The sequence below is a fragment of the Pseudochrobactrum albidum genome, assembly GCF_051851455.1.
Classification (GTDB): domain Bacteria; phylum Pseudomonadota; class Alphaproteobacteria; order Rhizobiales; family Rhizobiaceae; genus Pseudochrobactrum.
The window spans coordinates 353,988-379,234 of sequence record NZ_JBPVTR010000024.1; the positions used below are offsets into that span (position 1 = coordinate 353,988).

21 protein-coding genes are annotated in these 25,247 nt (G+C 51.5%); 12 read left to right on the forward strand and 9 right to left on the reverse strand.

All coding sequences use genetic code 11. The features are described from left to right. Window positions 1–69: 69 nt before the first annotated feature. The 5 genes from ACSTTO_RS12760 to ACSTTO_RS12780 form a co-directional block, all read right to left on the reverse strand. A complete protein-coding gene (locus tag ACSTTO_RS12760) occupies window positions 70–894 on the reverse strand; it encodes an ABC transporter permease (protein WP_439273586.1) in 825 nt (274 codons plus the stop codon). Further along, window positions 894–1,805 carry an ABC transporter permease subunit gene (locus ACSTTO_RS12765; protein ID WP_439273587.1) on the reverse strand — a complete coding sequence of 304 codons (912 nt, stop codon included), beginning with the start codon at window positions 1,803–1,805 and terminating at the stop codon, window positions 894–896. The genes ACSTTO_RS12760 and ACSTTO_RS12765 overlap by 1 nt, the downstream gene beginning before the upstream one ends. A 28-nt stretch (window positions 1,806–1,833) precedes the next feature. Beyond that, entirely contained in the window at window positions 1,834–2,979 is a 1,146-nt protein-coding gene (locus ACSTTO_RS12770) for an ABC transporter ATP-binding protein (protein WP_439273589.1), read from the reverse strand. A 136-nt stretch (window positions 2,980–3,115) separates the two neighbouring features. Then, the gene (locus tag ACSTTO_RS12775; RefSeq protein WP_439273590.1) at window positions 3,116–4,228 is read right to left on the reverse strand and encodes a polyamine ABC transporter substrate-binding protein; all 1,113 of its coding nucleotides are present in this window, start codon (window positions 4,226–4,228) and stop codon (window positions 3,116–3,118) included. A 324-nt stretch (window positions 4,229–4,552) separates the two neighbouring features. Further along, window positions 4,553–5,980: a helix-turn-helix domain-containing protein gene (locus tag ACSTTO_RS12780; protein ID WP_439273592.1), complete on the reverse strand. Its 1,428-nt coding sequence runs from the start codon at window positions 5,978–5,980 to the stop codon at window positions 4,553–4,555. 273 nt (window positions 5,981–6,253) lie between these two features. Here ACSTTO_RS12780 and aceA point away from each other — a divergent pair, with 273 nt between their 5' ends. From aceA to ACSTTO_RS12800, 4 genes are all read left to right on the forward strand, one after another. Then, window positions 6,254–7,543, forward strand: coding sequence for an isocitrate lyase (gene aceA / locus ACSTTO_RS12785; protein WP_439273593.1), 1,290 nt, complete (start codon window positions 6,254–6,256; stop codon window positions 7,541–7,543). A 179-nt stretch (window positions 7,544–7,722) separates the two neighbouring features. Beyond that, window positions 7,723–7,956, forward strand: coding sequence for an SMc00767 family acetate metabolism repressor (locus ACSTTO_RS12790; protein WP_439273595.1), 234 nt, complete (start codon window positions 7,723–7,725; stop codon window positions 7,954–7,956). Window positions 7,957–8,573: 617 nt separating this feature from the next. Continuing rightward, the gene (locus tag ACSTTO_RS12795) at window positions 8,574–10,007 is read left to right on the forward strand and encodes a glutamine synthetase family protein (protein WP_439273596.1); all 1,434 of its coding nucleotides are present in this window, start codon (window positions 8,574–8,576) and stop codon (window positions 10,005–10,007) included. A gap of 113 nt (window positions 10,008–10,120) precedes the next feature. Further along, window positions 10,121–11,419: an NAD(P)/FAD-dependent oxidoreductase gene (locus ACSTTO_RS12800; protein WP_439273597.1), complete on the forward strand. Its 1,299-nt coding sequence runs from the start codon at window positions 10,121–10,123 to the stop codon at window positions 11,417–11,419. 57 nt (window positions 11,420–11,476) lie between these two features. On the opposite strand, the gene ACSTTO_RS12805 is transcribed toward ACSTTO_RS12800, so the two are convergent. Next, window positions 11,477–12,226 carry a glucose 1-dehydrogenase gene (locus ACSTTO_RS12805; RefSeq protein ID WP_439273598.1) on the reverse strand — a complete coding sequence of 250 codons (750 nt, stop codon included), beginning with the start codon at window positions 12,224–12,226 and terminating at the stop codon, window positions 11,477–11,479. 336 nt (window positions 12,227–12,562) lie between these two features. On the opposite strand from ACSTTO_RS12805, the gene zwf reads away from it, so the two are divergent. From zwf to edd, 3 genes are all read left to right on the forward strand, one after another. Beyond that, a complete protein-coding gene (gene zwf / locus ACSTTO_RS12810) occupies window positions 12,563–14,038 on the forward strand; it encodes a glucose-6-phosphate dehydrogenase (RefSeq protein WP_439273599.1) in 1,476 nt (491 codons plus the stop codon). Window positions 14,039–14,298: 260 nt separating this feature from the next. After that, the gene (gene pgl / locus ACSTTO_RS12815) at window positions 14,299–15,012 is read left to right on the forward strand and encodes a 6-phosphogluconolactonase (RefSeq protein WP_439273600.1); all 714 of its coding nucleotides are present in this window, start codon (window positions 14,299–14,301) and stop codon (window positions 15,010–15,012) included. Window positions 15,013–15,241: 229 nt separating this feature from the next. Beyond that, window positions 15,242–17,056 (forward strand): phosphogluconate dehydratase, encoded by a 1,815-nt coding sequence (gene edd / locus ACSTTO_RS12820; protein ID WP_439273601.1) that lies wholly within the window; start codon window positions 15,242–15,244, stop codon window positions 17,054–17,056. Between the two features lie 109 nt (window positions 17,057–17,165). On the opposite strand, the gene folD is transcribed toward edd, so the two are convergent. Next, complete coding sequence (folD, locus tag ACSTTO_RS12825) at window positions 17,166–18,083, reverse strand: bifunctional methylenetetrahydrofolate dehydrogenase/methenyltetrahydrofolate cyclohydrolase FolD (RefSeq protein ID WP_439273602.1); 918 nt, start codon at window positions 18,081–18,083, stop codon at window positions 17,166–17,168. Window positions 18,084–18,320: 237 nt separating this feature from the next. Further along, window positions 18,321–18,971 (reverse strand): hypothetical protein, encoded by a 651-nt coding sequence (locus tag ACSTTO_RS12830; protein WP_439273604.1) that lies wholly within the window; start codon window positions 18,969–18,971, stop codon window positions 18,321–18,323. Between the two features lie 450 nt (window positions 18,972–19,421). On the opposite strand from ACSTTO_RS12830, the gene proC reads away from it, so the two are divergent. The 5 genes from proC to ACSTTO_RS12855 all read left to right on the forward strand — a co-directional run bounded on the left by proC (window position 19,422) and on the right by ACSTTO_RS12855 (window position 24,244). Then, window positions 19,422–20,240 carry a pyrroline-5-carboxylate reductase gene (proC, locus tag ACSTTO_RS12835; RefSeq protein WP_439273606.1) on the forward strand — a complete coding sequence of 273 codons (819 nt, stop codon included), beginning with the start codon at window positions 19,422–19,424 and terminating at the stop codon, window positions 20,238–20,240. A gap of 451 nt (window positions 20,241–20,691) precedes the next feature. Then, window positions 20,692–21,039, forward strand: a complete 348-nt coding sequence (locus tag ACSTTO_RS12840; protein WP_439273608.1) for a BRA0787 family protein — start codon at window positions 20,692–20,694, stop codon at window positions 21,037–21,039. 181 nt (window positions 21,040–21,220) lie between these two features. After that, on the forward strand, window positions 21,221–21,964 hold the full coding sequence (locus tag ACSTTO_RS12845; protein ID WP_439273609.1) for a glycosyltransferase family 25 protein: 744 nt from the start codon (window positions 21,221–21,223) through the stop codon (window positions 21,962–21,964). Next, on the forward strand, window positions 21,961–22,668 hold the full coding sequence (locus ACSTTO_RS12850) for a polysaccharide deacetylase family protein (protein WP_439273611.1): 708 nt from the start codon (window positions 21,961–21,963) through the stop codon (window positions 22,666–22,668). The genes ACSTTO_RS12845 and ACSTTO_RS12850 overlap by 4 nt, the downstream gene beginning before the upstream one ends. A 103-nt stretch (window positions 22,669–22,771) precedes the next feature. Further along, on the forward strand, window positions 22,772–24,244 hold the full coding sequence (locus tag ACSTTO_RS12855; RefSeq protein ID WP_439273612.1) for an FAD/NAD(P)-binding protein: 1,473 nt from the start codon (window positions 22,772–22,774) through the stop codon (window positions 24,242–24,244). 28 nt (window positions 24,245–24,272) lie between these two features. On the opposite strand, the gene ACSTTO_RS12860 is transcribed toward ACSTTO_RS12855, so the two are convergent. Next, a complete protein-coding gene (locus ACSTTO_RS12860; RefSeq protein ID WP_439273613.1) occupies window positions 24,273–24,986 on the reverse strand; it encodes a TetR family transcriptional regulator in 714 nt (237 codons plus the stop codon). Between the last annotated feature and the right edge of the window lie 261 nt (window positions 24,987–25,247).

The following is a 25,247-nucleotide window of genomic DNA, read 5'->3' on the forward strand; positions in this document are numbered from 1 at the left end:
GACGCCAGGCCAAAACAGTTTTTCAAAAATCCGGCTTTTCACAAGCCTTTAAGCGGAAAAGCCGGATCTTTAACTTTGGCGGAAGGCTGCCTGTTCATCACGCATGCGCTGCACAACGCGGCGCTTATTGATAACGGAAGCTATAATAACCCCCGTTGCCACCAGCGCAATCAAAAGGGTGCAGACCGCATTAATCTCCGGTGTTACACCAAGGCGCACCTGACTGTAGATTTTCATCGGCAATGTGGTTGCTCCCGGCCCTGAGGTAAAACTTGCAATCACCAGATCATCCAGCGACAGGGTAAAGGCCAGCATCCAGCCGGAGACCACAGCAGGCAGAATAATCGGCAGCGTGATTTTCATAAAGGTTGTGACCGGCGGCGCACCCAGATCCATTGCCGCCTCCTCCAGCGAGCGGTCAAAACTTACCAGACGCGACTGCACCACCACCGCCACAAAACACATGGCAAAAGTGATATGCGCCAGTGTCACCGTCCAGAAACCACGGTCAAAGCCAACCGCCACGAACAACAGCAGCAGCGACAGGCCGGTAATCACTTCCGGCATCACCAGCGGCGCATAAATCATACCTGAAAACAGCGTACGCCCGCGAAAGCGCGTATAGCGTGTCAGTGCCAGAGCGCCCAATGTGCCAAGTACCGTTGCAATTGTTGCCGATAATATCCCGACCCGCACAGTAACCCATGCGGCATCCTTGAGCCCCTGATTTTTAAACAGCTCAATATACCATTTCACTGAAAAGCCTGACCAGACTGTAACCAGACGCGATTCATTGAAAGAATAAATCACCAGTAACACAATCGGCAAATAGAGAAAGGCAAAACCCAGAACCACCGAGACGATATTAAAACGTGACCAGGATGAAGATTGCATTATTTACCCCCTTCCTGCGCCCGTGCCTGCATTTTCTGGAACAGAACAATCGGTATTACCAGAATTGCCAAAAGCACCACTGCAACCGCGGCAGAAAGCGGCCAGTTACGGTTGGAGAAAAACTCGCTCCACAAGGTTTTCCCGATCATCAATGTGCCGGAACCGCCAAGAAGATCCGGAATCACAAACTCACCGATGGCCGGAATAAACACCAGCATGGAACCGGCAACAACACCGGGAAGCGCCAGCGGAAAAGTGATTTTCCAGAAAGCTTTCAGCGGTGTGCAGCCCAGATCCTGCGCGGCTTCAATCAGCGAATAATCCATTTTTTCCAATGCGGAATAGATCGGCAGCACCATAAAAGGCAGGTAAGAATAGACAATGCCGATATAAACGGCTGTATCGGTATTGAGAATTGTCAGCGGGCTATCAATAATATGAGCCCATAAAAGCAGCTGATTGAGCAAGCCCTCCGGTTTTAAAATAGCAATCCACGCATAGACACGGATCAGGAACGAGGTCCAGAACGGCAGGATTACCAGCATCAGCAGGGTCGGACGCAGTGTCAGCGGTGCCCGCGCCATACCGTAAGCCAGCGGAAAACCAATTAACAGGGTCAGGAATGTAGAGACAAGGGCAATCCATAAACTGGAGAGATAAGCCTTGTAATAGAGTGAATCCTCGGTCAGCCAGATATAATTATCAACAGAGAATTGCTGTATTTTCTGCCAGATACCGGCAAGGCCGTCGCTCCAGAAAAAACGCGGATCATAAGCCGGAATAGCCATTGCCACTTCCGACAAGGAGATTTTGAAAACAATAAAAAACGGGATCAGAAAAAACAGGCCAAGCCATATATAGGGCACGGCGATCACCGCTCTGGAAGCAATAGCTGCAATAATTTTTTGCATGGACTACCCCTATGTCTGCAATGGGTGATCAGGCAACCAGAACCATGCCGGCATCATCCTCAAAAGAGACCCAGACCTGTTCATCATAACCCAGCGGATCATCTGTGCGGCGCACCGCATTCATGCTTGAAGCCTTGATGGTGCGGCCATTGGGCAAACGGACATGAAACACGTTCATATCGCCAAAATATGCGATATCCCACAATTCCCCCTGCAGGGCATTGACCGATGCGTCTTCCGGCTTTTCACGGCTGAGGGTAATCTTCTCCGGGCGAATTGCGTACCAGACTTTCTGCCCTTTGGTGAGCTCTCTGGTGGTTTTGGTGCGGATTGTCAGATTATTGGCAACACTGTCAATTTGGGCCAGCCCATTGGCGCAATGCGCCACCTCCCCCTCAAGCAGATTAATATTACCGATAAAATCAGCAACAAATTTATTGCTCGGCGCCTCATAAACCTCAGCCGGCGTGGCAACCTGCATAATCTGCCCCTTATCCAGCACGGCAATACGGTCAGCCATGGTCATGGCCTCTTCCTGATCATGGGTCACAATCAGAAAAGTAAGACCGAGATTCATCTGCAGATCCATCAGCTCAAACTGTGTCTCCTCACGCAGCTTTTTATCCAGCGCACCCAAAGGCTCATCCAAAAGCAGCACTTTCGGGCGCTTGGCAACCGCACGCGCCAAAGCCACACGCTGGCGCTGGCCGCCGGAAAGCTGATGCGGCTTGCGTCTGGAATATTTCTCCAGCTTCACCAGTTTCAGCATATCATTCACACGGTCTGCCATTTCCGATTTGGCCATGCCATCCTGTTTCAGGCCAAAGGCAATATTCTGCTCAACATTCATATGCGGAAACAGCGCATAAGACTGAAACATCATATTCACCGGGCGCTTATAGGGCGGAATACCGCGCAGATCCTGCCCGTCCAGCATGATGCGGCCACTGGTTGGTTCTTCAAAACCGGCCAGCATGCGCATCAGGGTAGACTTGCCGCTGCCGGATGCACCAAGCAGGGCAAAAAACTCGCGGTTAAAAATATTCAGTGACAAATTGTCAATCACTGTCACATCGTCAAATTTTTTGACAATATTCTCAAATGAAATAAAGGGCTTTGCCGCCGGATCATTCCAGGGTGCAAATTTGCGGCGAAAACTGCCAAAAGATTTCATTCTCTTCCCCTCATATTGCGGGTCTTGAACATGCATATTCCAGCGCATTATCCAGACACAAAACCGCTTTGCACTTTTGGCTTGAAAATGCTCTAAAACAAACGGGGCAGATGCCCCGTTTGTCTCCTTGCCTGAATTAATGACCTGTTACAATTTTGGTCCATGCGCGGGTGGCCATCTGGTTGATTTTAGGCGGATATGGCAATGGCACAAACAATTGCTTCATCACATCCTCTCCGGGATAGACCTCCGGATCATTCAACAAATCCTTATCAATAAATTGCTGTGAAGCCTTGTTACCATTGGCGTAGAACACAAAATCGGAAGCCTTGGCAATCACCTCCGGACGCATGATATAATTGATAAATTCATGCGCTTCCTCAACATGTTTGGCATCAGCAGGAATGGCCATCTGGTCAAACCACATCAGCGCGCCTTCCTTAGGGATGGCATAGCCGATTTCCACACCGTTCTTGGCTTCCTCCGCACGTTCACGCGCCTGAAAAATATCGCCGGAATAACCAACTGCCATACAGATATCGCCATTGGCCAGCGCATTAATATATTCTGACGAGTGGAATTTGCGGATATTCGGGCGGATGGCAAGGTAAAGCTCTTCCGCCTTGGCAAAGCTTTCCGCGGTTGGCTTATTGCTGTCAAAGCCCAGATAATGCATGGCCGGACGCAGCATTTCACTGCCTGAATCCAACAGATAAATGCCGCAATCTTTCAGCTTGGCAGAAATTTCCGGCTTGAACAGAACATCCCAACTGTCAATTTCATCCGTGCCGAGCACTTCCTTGATCTTGGCCTTATTATAGCCAATGCCCGTTGTGCCCCACATATAATTGATCGAATATTCATTGCCAGGATCGTAAACCTCGGTGCGGGAGGAGATTTCATCCCACATATTTTTCAGGTTAGGGAGTTTTTCCTTATCCAGCTTCTGGAACACGCCGGCAGGAATCTGACGGCCGAGAAACTCGGCAGACGGCACAACAATATCATAGCCTGAACTGCCGGCGAGCAGCTTTGTCTCAAGGATCTCATTGGAATCATAGACATCGTAAACGATCTTGATGCCGGTTTCCTTCTCAAAATCCTTCAGGATGGAATCATCAATATAATCAGACCAGTTGTAAATATTCAGCACCCGCTCCTGCGCGGAGGCAGGAAGTGCAGGCAGCAATGCAGCAAGCGCCACACAACCGGCCGATACATAGGAAAGCAAATGAGCTTTGATCTTCATCAGTCACTCCGTACACAAAAGCCCAACAGGCAGAAGATGTCCCGTGCACATTGCCCGTCAATGTGCATTCCTGTTACCTTTTGAGATTAATTGCGCTTCGTCAACGGAAAGATGACGCTTAACGGCCAAAGCATGAATTTTTTGAATTATATAAACACAATTTTAAACTTTGTGTGTCCCTGAAAGCGCAAAAATCGCGCAAGCCTGCAAAATAATCCAGCTGTAAAGGCAAGAATTTATATTTTATGAATCAATCATATGCATCATTTGCAGGCCACGGACTGTTTGTGCGAATCTTTATCCTTCCATAACGAAAACTGACTGTTACTGAAAATCATAGGCAGAAAAGCCGGATACCATTTCATCCAGCGCCAAAGGGCGGGTGAGCAGCGGCTCGGCACGGGCAAGGCAGGCCTGCCGCTCACATAAACGGCAGACAGTGCCTACGGGATTAACCCCGCTACCGGAGGAAACACCCGCCAGATAAGCGCCATAGACCGTATCCTGTGCCAATGATGCCTCACAAGCGAGCATCAGCGCCGTGCGGCGCGGCTGCTCGCCAAAGCCTGCCTGCGGCCCTTCAATCGTGCGGCTGATGGTGAGATATTGCATCCCGTCCGGCAGTTCCACCTGCTCTACCAGCAATTGCTGCGGATGTGAAAAAGCATTGTAAATCTGCAATTTAGGGCAATTTCCGCCAAAGCGCGCCTGCGGAAAGCCCTGCGCACCCATAATACGCAGCCTGTGGCCGGCCTGATCAATCTCCTGCAGAAAAAACGGTATTCCCGCAGATCCCTGCCGCTGCAATGTGGTTAAACGGCAGGCCGCCTGCTCATAGGAAACATTAAAACGGGAACGCAACACATCCAGATCATATTTTGCCCGCTGCGCCGCCTCCCTGAAAGCCGTATAAGGCATCATCAAAGCATGGGCGGCATAACGTAAAAGCTCTGTGCGGGCGATACGTTTTGCCTCCGCAGAGCTCAATTTCAGATCTTCCAGCTCCGCACCAATCACCACCTGCATACGAATGGAAGCCGCCTCCATCGCCACTTCGCGGATTTGATCGAAAACAGATAAACGCTCAGATATAAACAGGCGCAGCGAATGCCGGTCATAGCGCCGCCGCCAATTTGGCATGGTTGCGGCCGGCAATGTGCGCACTGTCACCGATTGTTCACGCTTCAGCCATTGTTTGAGCGCCGGCAGCAAACCATCTTCCGATTTTAAAAGACGCGAAAAACTATCCGCCTCAGCTTCGATCCGCTCGAAATAATTCGCTTTTCTTGCCAGCACATCGCGCACCTCATCCAGCGGCAGGCGTGCAGGCGCCAGCGCCAGCGCCTTGCCCTCCCGCGCCATCATATCCGAGAGATCACTAAGCCGCTGCTGCTGCTCACGATAAGCGCGGAACAGCTTGACAATGCCCGCAGCCGCATTGGGAGCAGATTCACAAATATCAATCAGTTCCTGATCTCCCGGAAGTTCCCCTGCCAGCAAGGGTTCAGAAAAAACCTCTTTCAACCCGGCCAGCGCCGAGCCGGTTTCCTCCTGCAACTGATCAAGATCAACCTTATAGACAGAGGCCAGTTTCAGAAGCAATTGCACTGTGAGCGGGCGTTGATTGCGCTCAATAAGGTTGAGATAAGAGGGAGAAATATCCAGCCCCTCGGCCATGGCCACCTGTGTCAACCCGCGCTCATTACGGATACGCCGGATACGTGCTCCGGCAAAAATCTTGCGTTCCGCCACTGGCCTCACCTTTTTTGTGACTCACTCAATATTTCCCACCTTGTAAAGAATTTGACTAATTTTTCGCATTTGTCAAATTTACATAACTTACAAATTTACAGAACCAACTTGTCAAAACAACACAGCATAACCTGAATATTTTGCCTTGAATTCGCAATTTTCTCGCAAATCAACTTCAAACCTGTAAATCTGGTAACAGATAAAACACGTATTCATCTCTGAAATACACTTCACTCTCTTGTCTCATGACAAATTTTTACAGGATGTCTGATTATGACTGATTTTTACGATCTGGTTCCCTCCGCTCCAAAAGGCCGTTTCGACGGTTTGCAGCGTTCACATACTGTTGAAGATGTAAAGCGGCTGCGCGGTTCGGTAGAAATCAAATATTCGCTGGCTGAAAATGGCGCCAACCGCCTGTGGAAACTCATTCATGAGGAAAATTTCGTCAATGCGCTGGGTGCGCTCTCCGGCAATCAGGCCATGCAGATGGTGCGCGCCGGCCTCAAGGCCATCTACCTCTCTGGCTGGCAGGTTGCAGCCGATGCCAACACAGCTTCCGCCATGTATCCGGATCAGTCACTTTATCCGGCCAATGCAGCGCCTGAACTGGCAAAGCGCATCAACCGCACCCTGCAACGCGCTGATCAGATTGAAACCGCCGAGGGCAAAGGCTTATCCGTTGATACATGGTTTGCGCCGATCGTTGCGGATGCTGAGGCCGGTTTTGGCGGCCCGCTCAACGCTTTTGAAATCATGAAAGCCTTTATTGAGGCCGGTGCTGCCGGTGTGCATTTTGAAGATCAATTGGCTTCAGAAAAGAAATGCGGCCATCTGGGCGGCAAGGTTCTCATCCCGACGGCTGCGCATATCCGCAACCTCAATGCCGCACGCCTTGCCGCTGATATTATGGGCGTGCCAACACTGGTTATTGCCCGCACCGATGCGGAAGCCGCCAAGCTTTTGACCTCGGATATTGATGAGCGCGACCAGCCATTTGTTGATTATGACAAGGGGCGCACAGTTGAAGGTTTCTACCATGTGAAGAACGGTCTTGAGCCATGCATTGCCCGTGCCGTTGCCTATGCGCCGCATTGCGACCTGATCTGGTGTGAAACTTCAAAACCTGATCTGGAACAGGCACGCAAATTTGCTGAAGGTGTGCACAAAGTACATCCGGGCAAGCTTCTGGCCTATAACTGCTCGCCGTCTTTCAACTGGAAAGCCAATCTTGATGATGCAACCATTGCCAAATTCCAGCGTGAACTGGGAGCGATGGGCTATAAATTCCAGTTCATCACGCTTGCCGGCTTCCACCAGCTCAATTACGGCATGTTTGAACTGGCGCGCGGCTATAAAGACCGCCAGATGGCAGCCTATTCCGAGCTGCAACAGGCCGAATTTGCCGCAGAGGCACAAGGCTATACAGCAACCAAACACCAGCGTGAGGTTGGCACCGGCTATTTCGATGCCGTCTCCATGGCGATCACCGGCGGCCAGTCTTCAACAACCGCTATGGCTGAATCAACAGAGCATGACCAGTTCCGCCCTGCTGCCGAATAAGCAGCAGGAGGAAAACAGAGCCGGACTCCAGTCACTTCCTGCATCACCGGCTCTGTAACACCCGGCCCTGAACGGCCAAACCAATCCGTAGCCGTATCCCCTCCTTCACCCATCGGCTACGGATTCACTTAACCCGCGACTTCAGCTCAACACCTGATCATAACCAAAGGATAAAAACCATGATGACCAAGCCACAGGTTAAAGAACGGGCCGAAGAACAAGCTTCGGCTATGACAGAAGACCAGAAGGCCGCAATCCGCATGCTCGCCAATGATCTTCATCGCCTCAACCACGCAGTTATGAAAGCGGTTGATGCCGGAGTATCTGTTGAGCTGGTGCGCTCTGCCCGCCATCATGGCGGCGCAGGCCAGTGGGGAGACCTTTTAACGCCCGTTATCGTAACAAGAAATTAAACTTCAAGCCTGCGCCGCCATGTATTTTGGCACTTTGCATGCTGCGCAATGCGGTTTTTAGTTTGCATGCTACGCAATGCGGTTTTTAGTTTGCATGCTACGCAATGCGGGACGGCGCAGGCCAGTGGGGAGACCTTTTAATGCCCGTTACCGTAACACGAAATTAAACCTCAAGTTTGCGGGGTAAATTTTAAAAAACACCATAAAACAAAAAACAAAACCATCTATAACTCCGCAACATGCTCTCAACGGCACAGATGCAGCCACTCTGGCTCGTGCCGTGCCTGTCTTGCCGGTTCAACCAGCGGCAAGGCAGGTTTCATATTCCAGATCCGGTTCTGTCTCCCCGTTACCCTTTTTTTGCATTTCCTCAAGGGTAATTTTCAGAGCCGCACAATAAGCAGGCTGCCTGATATCATGACCAGCCGTCACGCATGGTTTTAAAAGAAACCGGAGTGCGGCTCAGGCAGTCTGCTTTCCGCTAAATGCGGACAATAAAATTATAAAAAACATTTCAAAACCAAAACCTGCCTCACAGGGGGAAAATTTAGCCGGTTTGTCAAAAAGCTGTGATAGGGCTATATATAGCTTTATCGCAAACAGCCATCTGGTGATTAATGCCTGCCACCACACCCGAGAAGAAGAAAACGCGTAAACCTGTACGCCGCGGCACACCTGCCTATGTTAAATCCCTGCGCGGTGTCAAAAACTGGAAAGAAGCATCTGAATGGCTGGCATGGCGCGATATTGAAGATATCGAATGTATCACGCCGGATCAGGCCGGTGTTGCCCGCGGCAAGATGATGCCGTCAAAGAAATTTATCTCCAATTCCACACTGGCACTGCCATCTGCGGTTTTTATGGTTACAATTTCCGGCGATTATCCCGATGACGGCCATGGTTTTGTCTATCCGGAAGATGACGGCGATCTGCGCCTTGTTGCAGATCTCTCCACACTCACTGTTGTGCCGTGGGAAACCGATCCAACGGCACAGGTCCTGTGCGATCTCGTTTATCAGGACGGGCGCGTGGCAGAATTTACTCCGCGCAATGTGCTCAAACGCGTGGTCGATGAATATGCCAGGCTTGGCCTCAGGCCGGTTGTCGCGCCGGAAATTGAATTTTATCTGGTGCGAAAAAACCCTGATCCGGATTATCCGCTCACCCCGCCGGTTGGCCGCTCAGGCCGCGCCATTGGCGGCGGACAGGGCTACTCCATTGCCGGCGTTAACGAATTTGACGAATTAATCGACGATATTTACCATTTCTCTGAAGCGCAGGGACTGGAAATTGATACGCTTATTCATGAAGAAGGCGCAGGTCAGCTGGAAATCAATCTGCGCCACGGCGATCCGCTGGAGCTTGCCGATCAGGCTTTCATGTTTAAGCGCACCATTCGTGAAGCCGCGCTTAAACATGATATGTATGCAACTTTTATGGCCAAACCCATTCAGGGGCAGCCGGGCTCTGCCATGCATATTCATCAATCCATTGTTGATAAAAAAACCGGCAAAAATATTTTCAGCAATGAGGATGGCAGCGAAAGCGAGGCTTTCCGGCATTTTATCGGCGGTATGCAGCGCCACATTCCCAATGCGCTGGTGATGTTTGCCCCTTATGTGAATTCCTATCGCCGCCTCACACCGGATGCCTCGGCACCGGTTAATGTAAAATGGGGCTATGACAACCGCACCACGGCATTGCGCGTGCCGCGCTCTGATCCTCAGGCCCGGCGCGTGGAAAACCGCATCCCCTCCTCCGATGCCAATCCCTATCTGGCGCTTGCCGCATCACTTGCCTGCGGGCTGATTGGCCTGCGAAACAAGATTATGCCCGATGCGCCGGTTGCAACATCGGTTAACCGCAATGAGGTGGAACTGCCGCGCGGCCTGATTGAGGCTGTCACACTGTTTGAGCAGGATGCAGAGCTTAAAGCCTTGCTGGGAGAGAGCTTTGCCACCACCTATGCGGCAATCAAACGCGCTGAGTTTGAAACCTTTATGGAAGTGATCAGCCCGTGGGAGCGGGAATATTTGCTGCTCAACGTATAAATCCCCCCCCATTTATTTGGTCGCATTGCCACAATCATCAAGTTGATACAACGTGAGAGGCAATGCGATTTTTTCGACTCGCAGCCCCTGTAACGGCATTTTCAAGGCAGCCCATGCAACAGTCATCGCATTATCAAAGCCCGATTTCGCCCGGACTGTCATGGTATGAAACCAGCATTCCTGAAAGACCGGCCTATCCGGCCTTTGACGGCTCGCAACAAGCCGATATCGTGATTATCGGCGGCGGTTATACCGGTCTTTCAGCGGCCTATCATCTGGCTGTTCAAGGCATTGACGTGGTGCTTGTTGACGGTGCACGCTTTGGCGACGGTGCATCCGGACGCAATGGCGGCCAGCTCAATACCGGCCAGCGAACATGGGCGGAAGACCTTGAAAAACAATATGGTTTTGACCATGCCAAAGCCCTGTTTGATCTGGCGGAAGAGGCAAAACATCATCTTATGACGTTTTCCGCGCACCATAAGATTGATATGGATTACAGAGCCGGGCAGATTTCTGTTGCGCATAAACAACGCTATGAAAAACACTACAGGCAGCATTGCGAACTGATCGCCTCGCGTTTCAACTATCCGCATATGCGGTTTATGGAGCGTGAGGAAGTGGCCGAGAAACTTGGCTCGCACCGCTATTATGCCGGCACTTATGACAGTGGCACCGGCCATATCCATCCATTGAAACTTTTGGTTGGCCTTGCAAAAACCGCAGCACAAGCCGGCGCCAGATTGTTTGAAAACAGCAAGGCCACCGGCATTACCTCTGCCAATGGCCGCGTTATTGTCAAAACCACGCGCGGCCTTATCAATGCTCAGAAGGCGCTGATTGCCGTTAATGCCTATGGCGGCGATCTGGAACCGGTGAGCGCCGCCCATGTGATGCCAATCCGCTCCTTTATCGGCGCTACGGTGCCGCTGGATGCTGATTACGGTGTTTTACCGGGCGGGGAAGCGGTTGATGATTCCCGTTTTGTGGTGCGCTATTTCCGCCGCTCTGTAGACGGGCGCCTGTTATTTGGCGGGCGCGAGGCCTATACGGCAGATAATCCGCGCGACATTGCCAAACATATCCGCCGCCAGATTGCGGAAATCTATCCGCAGCTCAAAGATATTGAGATTACCCATTCATGGGGCGGTTCGGTTGGCATCACCATGCCGCGCCAGCCTTTTGTGCGCGAGGTTATGCCCAATGTCATCAGTGCCGGCGGCTATTCCGGCCATGGTGTTATGCTCAGCCATTTCATGGGCAAGCTTTATGCCGAAGCGGCAACAGGCAACCGCGAGAGGCTGCGCCAGTTTGAAATTCTCAAAGTGCCGCCTTTTCCCGGCGGGCGCACATTGCGTGCGCCCATGCTCTTTCTTGCTTTGTCATGGTTTGCAATGATGGATCGGATTTAGGATATTTCAGTTTTATGAAATGATGAAATGTTCCTCATCCCGCAATGCGGACGGTGTTCAGATACTGTAGCCGCCATCAATATCCACAGAGGTGCCCGTTACAAAGGCAGCCTCATCGCCGGCCAGCCACAAGGCGGCATTGGCAACATCTTCCGGGCTGGAAAGGCGCCCTAACGGAATAGAACTGCGGATCTCCTCACGCGCTTCCTGCGTATCAAGCCCCAAAACGATTTTCAGGGTTTCCGTTTCACTTTCCACCGGACAAATGGCATTGACGCGGATTTTATGCTCTGCCAGCTCCAGCGCCATGGATTTGGTGGCGCTCAGCACCCAGCCCTTGGAGGCGTTAAACCATGTCAGCCCTTTACGCGGATGCTTGGCGCTGATGGATGCCATATTGATAATCGAGCCGCCGCCCGATTTGCGCATAACCGGCACAACTGCGAGTGACGAAAAGTAAAGTGCCTTCATATTCACAGCATTAATAAGATCAAAACTATCCTCCGGCACATCGGTTAACGGCATGGATTTATAGGCAAAGCCGGCATTATTGACCATAATATCCAGCCGGCCGAAATGCTGCAAAGTGCTACCGACAAGCCGCTCCATATCATCCTTGCGCGATACATCCGCGGCAAGTGCAACCGCATGCTGGCCAATTGCCGAAGCCACATCATTGGCGCGTTTTGAATTAATATCAGCAACCACTACCTTTGCACCTTCCTGGGCAAAACGACGCGCAATAGCCGCCCCAAAGCCGGAACCGGCACCGGTAACAATTGCAATCTTATCTTTCAAACGCGCCATCATCTTCTCCAGAATTCTTCATGAAAAAAAGCCTGCAAACATATCAGGCCGGCAAATCACTGCTCATGCTTAGAATATTTACGCGCCAAGGGGAATAACCGGTTCTCCTTGAGGCAGATCAATCATTTGTAACAGGCCTGCCAAAACCAAAATTCAATCCGCTTCAAATATAATTTAAATCGATTTAACAAACCACTCTTGTCAAGCGCCGTATTTCGCTAGAATATAGACAAATCACTTTTCACCATCATTCGGGCAAGCGGCGCAATCCCGACACTTTCTCTTCTTACCCTGCCGCACCGGCACACCTCAACCAAGCGAATAAGAGACAGGTTTATGACCAGCCAGATCATTCCGGTAGACCCTTTTGACTGTATCGTTTTCGGCGGCTCAGGCGATCTTACTGAACGCAAGCTGATCCCTGCCCTTTATCAGCGCCAGCGAGCCGGCCAGTTTGTTGAGCCTACGCGCATTATCGGTGTCTCGCGCAGTGAGATGAGTGATGCGCAATATAAGGATTTTGCCCGCAATGCGATCAATGCCCATGTCAAAAAGGACGAGATTGATGAAGCGCAGATTGAGGAGTTTCTCAAGCGCATTTCCTATGTTGCGGTAGATGCGAGATCTGATCTTGGCTGGGCGGCACTCAAAAAACTGATCAACAGCAAACCGGCAGATATCCGCGCCTTTTATCTCGCCGTCAGCCCCAGCCTGTTTGGCGATATTGCCCAGCGTTTGCAGGCCTATGATCTGGTGAGCGAACATAGCCGTATTGTGGTTGAAAAACCGATCGGCCGTGATCTGGCCTCTGCCCGCCTGCTGAATGACACAATCGGCAGCGTGTTCCGTGAAGACCAGATTTTCCGTATTGATCATTATCTGGGCAAGGAAACGGTGCAAAACCTGATGGCGCTGCGCTTTGCCAATGCGCTTTATGAACCGCTGTGGAACTCTGCCCATATCGACCATGTGCAGATTACTGTTGCGGAATCGGTGGGGCTTGAAGGGCGCGCCGGCTATTATGACACTGCAGGCGCATTGCGTGATATGGTGCAGAACCATATGCTGCAATTGCTCTGCCTCGTGGCCATGGAGCCGCCGGCCTCGCTGGAAGCCGATGCTGTTCATGATGAAAAGGTCAAGGTGCTGCGCTCGCTCATTCCTATTAATGAGGAGAACGCACAGGAAAACACAGTGCGCGGCCAATATCGCGCCGGCGCTTCTGCCGGCGGACCTGTAAAGGGTTATCTGGAAGATCTGGAAAACAGCACCAGTAATACAGAAACTTTTGTGGCGCTCAAAGCAGAGATCGGCAATTGGCGCTGGGCGAATGTGCCGTTCTATTTGCGCACCGGCAAAAGGCTTGCCACACGTGTTTCAGAAATTGTGGTTACATTCAAACCCATCCCCCATTCAATTTTTGAAAACAGCGCCGGACATATTGTTGCCAATCAGCTGGTTATCCGCCTGCAGCCCGATGAGGGTGTGAAACAATGGATCATGATCAAGGATCCCGGCCCCGGCGGTATGCGTCTGCGCCATATTCCGCTGGATATGAGTTTTGCCGCCTCTTTTGACGGGCGCAATCCCGATGCCTATGAACGCCTGATCATGGATGTGGTGCGCGGCAACCAGACCTTGTTTATGCGCCGCGATGAGGTGGAGGCTGCATGGCGCTGGATTGATCCGATCCTTGCCGCCTGGGAGGCCAATGAACAAAAGGTGCAGGGCTATACATCAGGCACATGGGGGCCTTCCGGCTCCATTGCCCTGATCGAGCGTGACGGCCGCACTTGGCACGACAGTCTCTGACGAGACGGGGCACGACAGTCTCTGACGAGACGGGCACGACAGTCTCTGAAGCATATCTCTCAAAAGTGGGAACCGGTTTTGAGATAAAGATATGCGTTAAAAAAATCAGACGGGCACGACCACAGCAACAGGCAAAATAAAAATATAACCGCCTCTCAAAAAACAAAATAAAATCCCATGCGGGGGGCTTATTCTGTTAAAGAGATAAAATAATGTTTTGCATAGGATTTTTATAATGTAATCTATATGCAGCAAGACTGATGGAGAATGACATAACCACTCTTGAACGGCATGAATTTGCAGACCCTTCCGCCCTGGCGCTGCAATTAGCCGAGACGATTGCGGATCAACTCAATCAAGCGATAGCGGCTAAAGGACAGGCCGTTCTCGCAGTATCCGGCGGCACCACGCCGGTTCATTTGTTTGAAGCGCTTTCCATGCAGAATGTGGCGTGGAAACAGGTCACGATCACGCTTGTTGATGAGCGTTTTGTAGCCCCTGATCATGCGCGTTCCAATGAAAAGCTGGTGCGCGACCATCTCTTGCAAAACAGTGCCGCGCAAGCTGCCTTTGTGGGGCTTTACGGGCCGGCACAAACTGCAAGCGTTGCCGCTGTTACCGCAGCAAACCGCATTGATGCCCTGCCAAAACCTTTTGATGTGGTGGTGCTTGGCATGGGGACAGACGGCCATACGGCCTCTTTTTTCCGGGGCGGCAGCAGGCTGGATCAGGCGCTTGATCCGCAAACCCGCGCGGTTGTGCTGCCAATGCAGGCAGAAGGCGCAGGCGAACCACGCCTGACCCTGACATTACCGGTTATTGCGGGCGCAGATTTGCTGATCCTCCATATTGAAGGGCAGCAAAAACTCAACATTCTGGAAGAAGCCCTTGCCGGAGATGATATTATGGCCATGCCTGTGCGGGCCATTTTTGCCCATGCAAAACATCCGCTTCAGCTCTATTGGGCACCATGAACACAAAACGCCTTACCCTGATCACTGTATTCCGCCAGTTTCAGGGTAAGAAATAAGGCCTGACAATTCTTTTCACGCCTTTCAGCCGGCCTGTCTGTGTCGTGCGTTTTATAGACGCATCTGCCCCTGCCGCCTCTTCCGCTCACATCTGTTCAGGTGTATTAAATCGGTTTAAAAAACTAAATAAAGTGATTAAATATTGCCGGTCTGACCGGCGCGGGAGACTGAAATGACCGTCAATCAAACCCTCAAGGATGTTACAGCACGCATAACAGAACGCTCGCGTGCCACCCGCGAGGCCTATCTTGAGCGGATCGGTGAAGCTGCAAGCCGCAAACCTGTGCGCACAATGCTTGGTTGCGCCAATCTTGCCCATGGTTTTGCTGCCTGCAATGCACCGGATAAGGCAAGCCTTGCCGGTGATGAGCAACTCAATATCGGCATAATTACAGCCTATAATGATATGCTCTCGGCACATCAGCCTTTTGAGACCTTTCCGCAGCTTATCAAACAGGCTGCGCGTGAGGCAGGCGGCGTTGCACAGGTGGCAGGCGGCGTGCCGGCTATGTGTGACGGCGTAACGCAGGGTTTTGCGGGCATGGAATTATCGCTGTTCTCGCGCGATGTCATTGCCATGGCTACGGCTGTCGGTCTTTCACATGATATGTTTGATGCTGCTGTTTATCTCGGTGTGTGCGATAAGATCGTGCCGGGGCTGGTCATCGGCGCACTCACTTTTGGCCATCTTCCGGCAATATTCATTCCGGCAGGCCCCATGACATCCGGCCTGCCCAATGATGAAAAAGCACGTATCCGCCAGCTTTATGCAGAGGGCAAGGTGAGCCGCGCGCAACTTCTGGAATCTGAATCCAGATCCTATCATGGCCCCGGCACCTGCACTTTTTACGGCACGGCTAATTCCAATCAAATGCTGATGGAAATTATGGGGCTGCATATTCCGGGCAGTTCTTTTATCAACCCCAACACGCCGCTGCGTGATGCCATGACCAGGGAAGCCACAAAGCGCGCTTTGCAAATCACCGCCTGCGGCAACGCCTATACGCCTGTGGGCGCCATGCTGGATGAGCGCTCTTTTGTGAATGCGATTGTCGGTCTGAATGCAACCGGCGGTTCCACCAATCACACAATTCATCTTATTGCCATGGCTGCGGCAGCGGGTATCAAGCTGACATGGCATGATATTGCGGAAATTTCCGCCATTGTGCCGCTCCTTGCCCGCGTTTATCCCAATGGCCTTGCTGATGTAAATCATTTCCACGCAGCCGGCGGCATGGGCTATCTTATCCGCGAATTGCTTACCGCCGGTTTGCTGCATGAAAATGTGCGCACAGTATGGGGCGAAGGGCTGCATGATTATGCTATTGAGCCCTATCTTGGCGAGAACGGCACGGTTATTCGCAAGCCAGCGCCGCAGGTCAGCGGCGACCCCAAAATCCTTGCCGCGGCAGAGGCGCCTTTTCAGGCAGATGGCGGCATTAAACTGCTGACCGGCAATATTGGTAAGGCCATTATCAAAATTTCAGCCGTGAAGCCGGAACGCCATATAATTGAGGCGCCGGCGAAAATTTTTCACGATCAGGCTGAATTGCAGGATGCTTTTAAGGCCGGCTTGCTGGAGGGCGATTTTATCGCTGTTGTGCGCTATCAGGGCCCCAAAGCCAACGGCATGCCGGAACTGCACAAGCTGATGACCGTGCTTGGTATTTTGCAGGATCGCGGTCAGAAAGTGGCACTTGTTACCGATGGCCGCCTTTCCGGTGCATCCGGCAAGGTGCCTTCTGCCATCCACGTTACACCGGAGGCGCTGGATCATGGCATAATTGCTAAAATTCAGGAAGGCGATCTTATCCGCCTTGATGCCACAAAAGGCATATTGCACCTTCTGGTCAGTGATGAGGAATTGCAAAACCGCATTGTCCCTATGCCGGATCTGAGCCGCAATCATTATGGCACGGGACGGGAGTTGTTTTCTGCCTTCCGGCAGATTGCAGGCCATGCCGATCAGGGAGCATCCGTGTTTTAAAAACCAGACGGCGCATGCCATAAGGCAGCGCCGTTTTTTTTAAAATCAAAGATTACGGTCAGAACAGAACGGCCGCAGCCGCTCTGAATTCCGCAACAGATCAGGCTGATCAGAATTTTGGCGGATTCACACCGGCTTTACGGCAGGCTGCCACCAGCGTATTGGCCATCAACATGGCAATTGTCATCGGCCCCACGCCGCCCGGTACCGGCGTGATCGCACCGGCAATCTTTACAGCCTCGTCAAAATTCACATCACCGACAAGGCGGGTTTTGCCCTCACCCTTTTCCGGTGCGGCAATGCGGTTAATGCCCACATCAATTACGGTTGCGCCAGGCTTGATCCAATCGCCCCTGATCATTTGCGGACGGCCAACCGCTGCCACCAGAATATCGGCTGTGCGTGCCAGCGCCGGCAAATCTCTGGTGCGGCTATGAGCAATTGTTACAGTGGCATTGGCTGCCAAAAGCAGATTGGCCATCGGCTTGCCGACAATATTGGAGCGCCCCACAACCACGGCAGACAGGCCGGACAAATCGTGCCCCAACCGGCGCTCAATCATGATCATGCAACCGGCAGGCGTGCAGGGCACAAAGGCACTGTCCAGCGCACCGGTGCCAAGCTTGCCAACATTGATATAGTGGAAACCGTCCACATCCTTTTCCGGTGCGATTGCCTGAATAATGCGCCCCTCATCAATATGTCCTGGCAGTGGCAATTGCACCAGAATACCATGAATGGCAGCATCATTATTAAGTTTTCCGATCAGCGCCAGCAAATCCGCCTCGGATGTTTCCGCGTCCAGCGTGTGCTGCACGGAATGAAAACCGCATTCCCGCGCCTTGCGGCCTTTGGAAGCAACATAAACCTGACTGGCCGGATCTTCCCCGACAATAATCACAGCAATACCGGGCTGAATACCGGTGGCCGATAAAAGATCACCGGTTGCGGTTTTAACCCGCGCAACCACATCTTCTGCCAATAATTTACCGTCGATTATTTCTGCGCCGTTCGTCTCAGTTGTCATTTCCTAACTCCGCCAGACAACAATCTGTGCAAACCTACGCTCCTGCCGTCTGTAAACAGTGCGCCATGCATCCCTGCCCCGCATTACTGCGCCCGCAGGATGATGACAATCAAAAAACGATCACACTATCTTCATTCCGCCATAAAAAGACAATTATTCCGTCATGAAAAAACACTTTGCTCGCCATGAAAAAACGCTATGGCTGCGTTGTTTTGCCGGCTTGTTTTTAAAACAGTCTTACCCGCGGAAAGCCCCCGCATCATTTTGTCTGGCCTTGGCCAGCCTCTCATGTTCATGCAATAACTGGCGCACTTCAGCCAATGCATGTGCCAGATCAGGCGCCTGAGGAATGGCTTGCACATCAGCAGAAATTTCCTCCGCAGGAATATCCGCACTGGCCTTGCGCATCGCCGCATAGGTTTTGGAAACCGGATGGCGCTCGTTAGCTGCCTCAGCCATTTCCCCATGCCGGACGGAAACCGCCGCCGCTGACTGCGGGCGTTTTTCTGTTCCTTCCTGCAAGGCCATGGTGCGCACAGGCTGCATATCACGGCCAATGGCACGTGCTGACCCCGCCTGCCGGGCATCAACCGGCTGCCGGTTGGCTTGCTGCTTATCGGCCTGTTTTACGCTCTGCCTGAACAGGCTGCTGACACGCTGCCATAAATTTTTGAGAAACATGGCGGAAGATGATACTGTTTCAGCTTCAAGCTCTGCCACAACCGGTTTGTGCGGCGCCTGCAGATGGCTGCGCAAGGGCTGCACCCCGGTGCGCCCCATTGCAGCCCGTGCGCGATAGGCGCGGGAGTGCTGCGCCTGCAAGCCAAAATCCTGCGGAGCATAAGCCAAGAGCGGTAATGTTCCGGAATATTTACGATCATCTTCCATAACGCTGCCGTCCCGTTGTTTTAAATTATCCACACAGCAATTCATAAAATCTACACATAGGCCACCGGCAGAAACCGAAAGACCGCAAAATGATATTTGCAAACACAGCTGAAGCCCTTGCCAGCCCTGAAAACAGAAGCCGGTAAGGTTTGACCGACCTTGATTAACATCAGAACCGGTCATAAAACTCTTCAAACTATCCGCAGATAAGCGACATGCCGGACACAACGCATTTACACGTAAATTACGTCAACCCTGTACGCCTTTGCAGCGCGGCCGAGGCCTGTGCAAATCACTCTGTCATATGGTTAACAAAACCTTAACGCTTCTGGCAACTGCTGCGGCAAAATAAATTTTATAATCCTGCAATTTCACACCAGTCAGGCGTGCTATATTGCCATTTCCGGCAAAAACCGACTATGAATGTGCAAATCAGATGAGGGACAGACAATGAGCACAAACAGCGTAATTCTGGTCGGTTGCGGTAATATGGGCTATGCAATGCTGCAAGGTTGGCTGGCAGCCGGCAAATTACAGCCTGATGATGTGACTGTTGTTGAACCGGCGCAAGCCTTGCGTGAGCGCGCTTGCGGGCTTGGTGTGCGCACTCTGGAGGATCATAAACAAATCCCCGCCTCCCTTTGCCCGCGCCTGATTATTATTGCTGTTAAACCACAAATTATTCAGACTGTTCTGCCGGCTTATCAAGCCTATGCTGCCAGGGCCACTTTTGTCAGCGTTGCTGCTGGGATACCGGTAGAGAAATTTGAGAGCCTGCTTGGCATAAATTGCGCTGTTATCCGCTGCATGCCAAACACGCCGGCAGCAATCGGCAAAGGCATGATGGTAACTTTTGCCAATAGCAATGTTCAGGCAAAAGACCTCGCCTTTGCCGAAGAATTGCTGCAAACCAGCGGCAGGGTTGCACGAATTGCAACGGAAAATCTCATGGATGCGGTCACCGCGGTTTCCGGCTCCGGCCCTGCTTATGTGTTTCACTTCATCGAATGTTTGACCGAAGCGGGAATTCAGGCAGGCCTGCCGCAGGATATTGCCGCGATGCTGGCCATGCAAACGGTTTATGGTGCTGCATGCCTTGCGCAGGAAAGCACACAAAGCCCCTCACAACTGCGTATCAATGTCACCAGCCCCAATGGCACAACCGCCGCTGCACTGGATGTGTTGATGGGAGAGAACCGCCTGCAAACGCTTATTACCGATGCGGTTAATGCCGCCAAACAACGCTCTGCCGAGCTTGGCAAAAGCTGAAACCGGGCAAAAATAACAAGTTCTTAGCCCGAATTTTAATTTATCAGTCAAAGCATATATAGGCTTATAAACCTTTTGTGCAAAGCATGTTAAAATATTTTTCTCTTTTATCGATATATCTGAAAGATCCGTAGCATATGTATTTACCACAGCATATTTTGCGGTACTCTTAAGGACAGTGATATTTTTTAAATCACTTTCAGGGTCGGACACCGGCCGGTTACGCACATATTATAAATACGCACATATTATAAAATTGTCATATAATTTTGCGATAATCCGGCTCTCCGCTCACAACAGGCAATGTTCTTCAGGTTCATTTTAAAAAAAGATCAGCCTGAAACATCCCTTTTAAAAGCATCGTCTGTTTTGGCGATGCACAAATTTTTCATTCATTGCCGCATCTTTTACAAATGCAAAATGCGGCAACGCACCCACGGAGGAGACAGGAATGTCAAGTTTACTGCCGCCGCTATATAATGGGCATGCATCCATCTATTTGTTGAACGGTTTTTATGAAGCCTTGAATGCCTATGAAGACTGGGACTTGCGCGGGCAAGAGCCGCAAGTGACGATTTACGGAAAATCTGTGCGTATCAGTGTGGTTTTCCGCCGCCTTGCCCAGTGCACAGACCAGCTGCCGCAACATGTTTTACAGGCGCTGCACGCCGCAATTCCTCATATTATGCAATATCAGCCAGAGGATTTTCCGACAACTTACGCACAAGCCGCAGGATTATTGCGCCTCGCAATGCGTAATCATACCCGATATCTGCCGGCTCATCCTGTTTATAATTAACAACAGCAATAAAAAGGCAGGCTTATATGCCTGCCTTACATTTTTGCTCTGTTTTCATACATATATGCTATATAGGCTGTCTTCAGAGTATTTTACTCTTTCAGGATCTGTCCGGCGGACTGCATTTTCACAGCCTATACGGAACCTGTAAAATCCGCAAATATACGGCAAGGGTTCCTCTATGCAACAACGGCAGATCAAGGCATTTATCATTCATCTGGAGCGCGCCTCAGAGCGCCGCCGGCAGGTTGAAGCATTGCAAGCGCAATTGCCGCTGCCTGCACACATTATCAATGCTGTTGATGCGCAAAATTTAAGCGATGATGACATCGCCGCCGTCTACAAGCCACGCCTGCACAAGCCCTATTACCCCTTTCGTCTCAGCCGCAGTGAGATTGCCTGTTTTCTCTCCCACCGCAAAAGCTGGCAGGCTATTATAGATCAGAATCTGGACGGCGCATTTGTGTTTGAAGATGATGTGGCTTTGACAGATGATTTTCCGGATGCATTTGCCGCGGCTCTTGATACGCTTGATCAGGGCAAGCTCATACGCCTGCCCTTTCGTGCAGACCGTGAAACAGGAAAAACCATATATCAGAACCGCTCCACAAAAATCATACGCCCTGTGCCTGCAGGGCTTGGCATGGTCGCTCAATTGATCAGCCGTGATGCTGCAAGCATTCTGTTGGAAAAAACCCGCTATTTTGACAGGCCTGTGGATACTTTTGCCCAGATGACCTGGATCACCGGCCTGCATCCCTTATCCGTTATTCCCGGCGGCGTGCAGGAAATTTCGTCCAATTTAGGCGGCAGCACCTTGAAACAGCGCCGCTCTTTAACGCATAAACTGCACAGAGAACTGATGCGGCCTTTTTACCGGCGCAACGTTACTGTCTATTCCCGTAAAAACGGATTGCCTAAATGACCTCCTCTGTACCTATCCTGATTTATCACTCTGTTGATGTGCCGCCATCGCGCGATAAGCCTTTTCGCAGCCTGCATGTGCATCCGGAAGATTTTCGCAGGCAGATGAAATGGCTGAAACGTTTAGGCTACCAGGGTTTGTCCATGCGCGATGCACGCCCATATCTTGAGGGGAAAAAGCAGGGCAAAATTGCCGTTATCACCTTTGATGACGGATTTTATAATGTTTACCACCATGCCTTGCCGGTGCTGCGTGAATTCGGCTTTACGGCTACCAATTATTTTGTTGCCAATCAGATCGGCGGACGCAATGAATGGGACATCCCCCATGGCGCCGTTGAAATTCCCTGTATGACCGCAGAGCAATTGCGGGACTGGGCGGCCAACGGCCATGAGGTTGGCGCTCATACGCTGGATCACATCTACCTGCCCGATGCCACAAAGCAAGAGGCCGAGCGGCAGATTGCCGGAAGCAAGACCCGGCTGGAAGAAATACTGGGTACGGAGATTCTCAATTTTTGTTACCCCTATGGCGGTGAAAACGCACAAATCCGCGAAATTGTGCGTGAAGCAGGCTATCAATATGCCACAACCACCAAACGCGGGCGCGCCAGAACCGGCGATGACCCTTTTGGCCTGCCGCGGCGCTTTATCCGCCGCACGGATAATGGATTGCTGTTTCTGAAAAAACTCCTCGCCCGATGACTTGCGATCAGGAATATTTTTATCCTATTACTGGCACAAACAGATTTTATTGCCATAAAAAGCCTGTCTTTCGTGGCAATACATCAAGCCGGATATTTGTATTTTGTACGCATTACCATTTTCCAGCGCCGGTTTTTCAAGGCCCGATAAACTGCCCCGATCCGTTGTCATTATTGGCGGCGGTTTTTCCGGAGCAACGCTTGCCTATCACCTTGCCGCCATCACCGATGCGCAGCAAGTGCAGATTATACTTATTGAACCGCGTGAAACACTTGGTGCGGGGCTCGCTTATTCCACGGATGAAGATAGTTTCCGGCTCAATGTCTTGTCAGAGCGGATGAGCATTTTTTATCATGATAAAGCGCATTTTGCCCGTTGGGCGGAAGCAAATAACGCATTTGCAAATGACCCGCAGGCGATGACTGAAAACGGCATTTATGCCCGCCGCTCCCTGTTCGGCAGATATATGGCCGATCAGTTGCAACCTTTACTCGATAGCGGGCGCGTGCGGCATCTGCAGACAAAAGCCATTAATGCCGGAAAAGATGATGATGGCAGCTATCTGGTGAACACAGAGGACGGACAGCTCATCAAGGCCGATTATCTGGTGATTGCTGCTTCCCACCCCCTGCCTGCCCTGCCCGCAGGTTTGCGCAAATTACCCGCAAATACTGCCGGCCTGATCAGGAATCCCTATCAGGCTTGCGCGCTGGAACGGCTCATTGCAGAAAAGGGGGCAAAAGCGCCTGTTCTCATTATTGGCGCCGGCCTGACCTCTGCCGATATGGTTGCCGGCCTCAGTGCTCATGGCCATAGCGGCAAGATCACGGTTTTATCCCGCCATGGCCTGCGCTCGCGTCCCAATATACGCCGCCGGAGTGGCGGGGTTGCCGCGCCGCGCCTTTATGGCGATTTTATCAATCCGCCGCTGCAATCTGCCACGCAATTGCTGCATAAAATCCGGAAAACCATCCGCGAGGCCGCAAACCACTCCATACCATGGCAAGCGGTGATTGATGCCCTGCGCGATCAGGGCAGCATAATATGGCAGGCGCTGCCATTGTGTGAAAAACAGCGTATTGTGCGGCATTTGCGCACCTATTGGGATGCGCATCGTTTCCGGCTGGCCATACAAACCGATAATATTCTGGAACAGCGAAGCCGTGAAAACAGGCTGTGTTTTATTGCGGCTCATGTCTGCGAGGCTGTAACAGATGGTGACGGATTTCTCATCAGCTACCGCAAACGCGGGCAAGAGCAGCATATAAAAGAGCATTTTGGTGCAGTGATTATCACAACCGGTCCGGCACATGGCGATATTATCAGCCAATGTCCGCCGCTTGCCAGCCTGCATGAAGCCGGATTGATAGCCATGGATCCCACAGGGCTTGGCCTGCATACAGATATTATAATGCGGGCGGTTACATGCAGCGGCAAAGTTCAGCAAGATCTGTTTATTGCAGGGCCGCTGGCACGCGGCACATTCGGCGAATTGATGGGCGCGCCTGAAGTGGCGCGCTACACCCAAAGGCTGGCCGAAGTGATAAAACAGGCTTTATCAGGCACAAAAACCTGACATAATTTTCAGTCTTGTTTATCCTGCCTTATTCTGCCGCCTCATAGATCATCTGGCGGCGGTCAAAAATTGCCTGCGCGCCCTCAAGCAATAAAAACATCTTTCTGTCCCACCAATTGCGCGGATCATCGGTCATCATGGCGGTCATAATCGCAATCGGGCGCACAGCATCAGGATTGCGATCTGCCTCTGCCTGCCATGAACGCACAACATTTTCTATGCCGCGCTCCCCGATACGCTTGCTGCGATAAGCCCTGCGCCAGCCTGTGAAAAAATCAAGCGTCATGTCAAAAATACTATCGAGCAATAACACTGCTTCATCGGCAGAAAAGCCGTATTCCTCGAAACGAATGGCAATTTCCGCAAAAGAGCGAATGCCCGATGATGGTGAAACATCCAGTTCCCGCATGGCATCGGCCAGCCCCTGATGCCGGTCAAACAGCTCCCATGCAGCATTGGCAACCACCAGCGCAAATTCACGCCAATGCGGTGTGTTGCTGCGCCAATCCAGCTCCGCAATAGCCAGATCCACAGCAGCAAGCAGCAAATCCTTGCGCCCTTTGACATGGCGATAAAGCGATGAGTGATCAACGCCCAGCGCCTGGCCTACGGCAATCATTGTCACATCATCAAGGCCGATCTCCAGTGCAACACGGGCAATATCCTCAAGCGAGATACGCGCCGGCCTTCCGGCGCGGCATGCCCCCGCAACAGCTACCGTGCCTGTACTGTTCTTTGTCATCTCAACCTGTCTCCGCTTTCTGCCCTGTGGAGGAAAACAAACTTAAGTCATATATTTCACTAAAACGTGTTTAAAAAATTTGCAACAAATTGTTTCAAATAAAGCAAACAAACTGTTTTTTCATCATATTCTTCCTTTGCAAACAATAAAACCTGCCGGAATTGACCAAAATCAATGCAAGATGCCGCCCCTAGGTCTATTTACCGCAGGCATTCTTATAGACCTTTGCGCATGAAAGGATTAGGTAACGGTGAAGAAAAG

Excerpts from the sequence above, each read along its gene's own strand:
- ACSTTO_RS12760 (WP_439273586.1), bottom strand. The coding sequence starts at position 894 with ATGCAATCTTCATCCTGGTCACGTTTTAATATCGTCTCGGTGGTTCTG.
- ACSTTO_RS12765 (WP_439273587.1), bottom strand. The coding sequence starts at position 1,805 with ATGCAAAAAATTATTGCAGCTATTGCTTCCAGAGCGGTGATCGCCGTG.
- ACSTTO_RS12770 (WP_439273589.1), bottom strand. The coding sequence starts at position 2,979 with ATGAAATCTTTTGGCAGTTTTCGCCGCAAATTTGCACCCTGGAATGAT.
- ACSTTO_RS12775 (WP_439273590.1), bottom strand. The coding sequence starts at position 4,228 with ATGAAGATCAAAGCTCATTTGCTTTCCTATGTATCGGCCGGTTGTGTG.
- aceA (WP_439273593.1), top strand. The coding sequence starts at position 6,254 with ATGACTGATTTTTACGATCTGGTTCCCTCCGCTCCAAAAGGCCGTTTC.
- ACSTTO_RS12790 (WP_439273595.1), top strand. The coding sequence starts at position 7,723 with ATGATGACCAAGCCACAGGTTAAAGAACGGGCCGAAGAACAAGCTTCG.
- ACSTTO_RS12795 (WP_439273596.1), top strand. The coding sequence starts at position 8,574 with ATGCCTGCCACCACACCCGAGAAGAAGAAAACGCGTAAACCTGTACGC.
- ACSTTO_RS12800 (WP_439273597.1), top strand. The coding sequence starts at position 10,121 with ATGCAACAGTCATCGCATTATCAAAGCCCGATTTCGCCCGGACTGTCA.
- ACSTTO_RS12805 (WP_439273598.1), bottom strand. The coding sequence starts at position 12,226 with ATGGCGCGTTTGAAAGATAAGATTGCAATTGTTACCGGTGCCGGTTCC.
- zwf (WP_439273599.1), top strand. The coding sequence starts at position 12,563 with ATGACCAGCCAGATCATTCCGGTAGACCCTTTTGACTGTATCGTTTTC.
- pgl (WP_439273600.1), top strand. The coding sequence starts at position 14,299 with ATGGAGAATGACATAACCACTCTTGAACGGCATGAATTTGCAGACCCT.
- edd (WP_439273601.1), top strand. The coding sequence starts at position 15,242 with ATGACCGTCAATCAAACCCTCAAGGATGTTACAGCACGCATAACAGAA.
- folD (WP_439273602.1), bottom strand. The coding sequence starts at position 18,083 with ATGACAACTGAGACGAACGGCGCAGAAATAATCGACGGTAAATTATTG.
- ACSTTO_RS12830 (WP_439273604.1), bottom strand. The coding sequence starts at position 18,971 with ATGGAAGATGATCGTAAATATTCCGGAACATTACCGCTCTTGGCTTAT.
- proC (WP_439273606.1), top strand. The coding sequence starts at position 19,422 with ATGAGCACAAACAGCGTAATTCTGGTCGGTTGCGGTAATATGGGCTAT.
- ACSTTO_RS12840 (WP_439273608.1), top strand. The coding sequence starts at position 20,692 with ATGTCAAGTTTACTGCCGCCGCTATATAATGGGCATGCATCCATCTAT.
- ACSTTO_RS12845 (WP_439273609.1), top strand. The coding sequence starts at position 21,221 with ATGCAACAACGGCAGATCAAGGCATTTATCATTCATCTGGAGCGCGCC.
- ACSTTO_RS12850 (WP_439273611.1), top strand. The coding sequence starts at position 21,961 with ATGACCTCCTCTGTACCTATCCTGATTTATCACTCTGTTGATGTGCCG.
- ACSTTO_RS12860 (WP_439273613.1), bottom strand. The coding sequence starts at position 24,986 with ATGACAAAGAACAGTACAGGCACGGTAGCTGTTGCGGGGGCATGCCGC.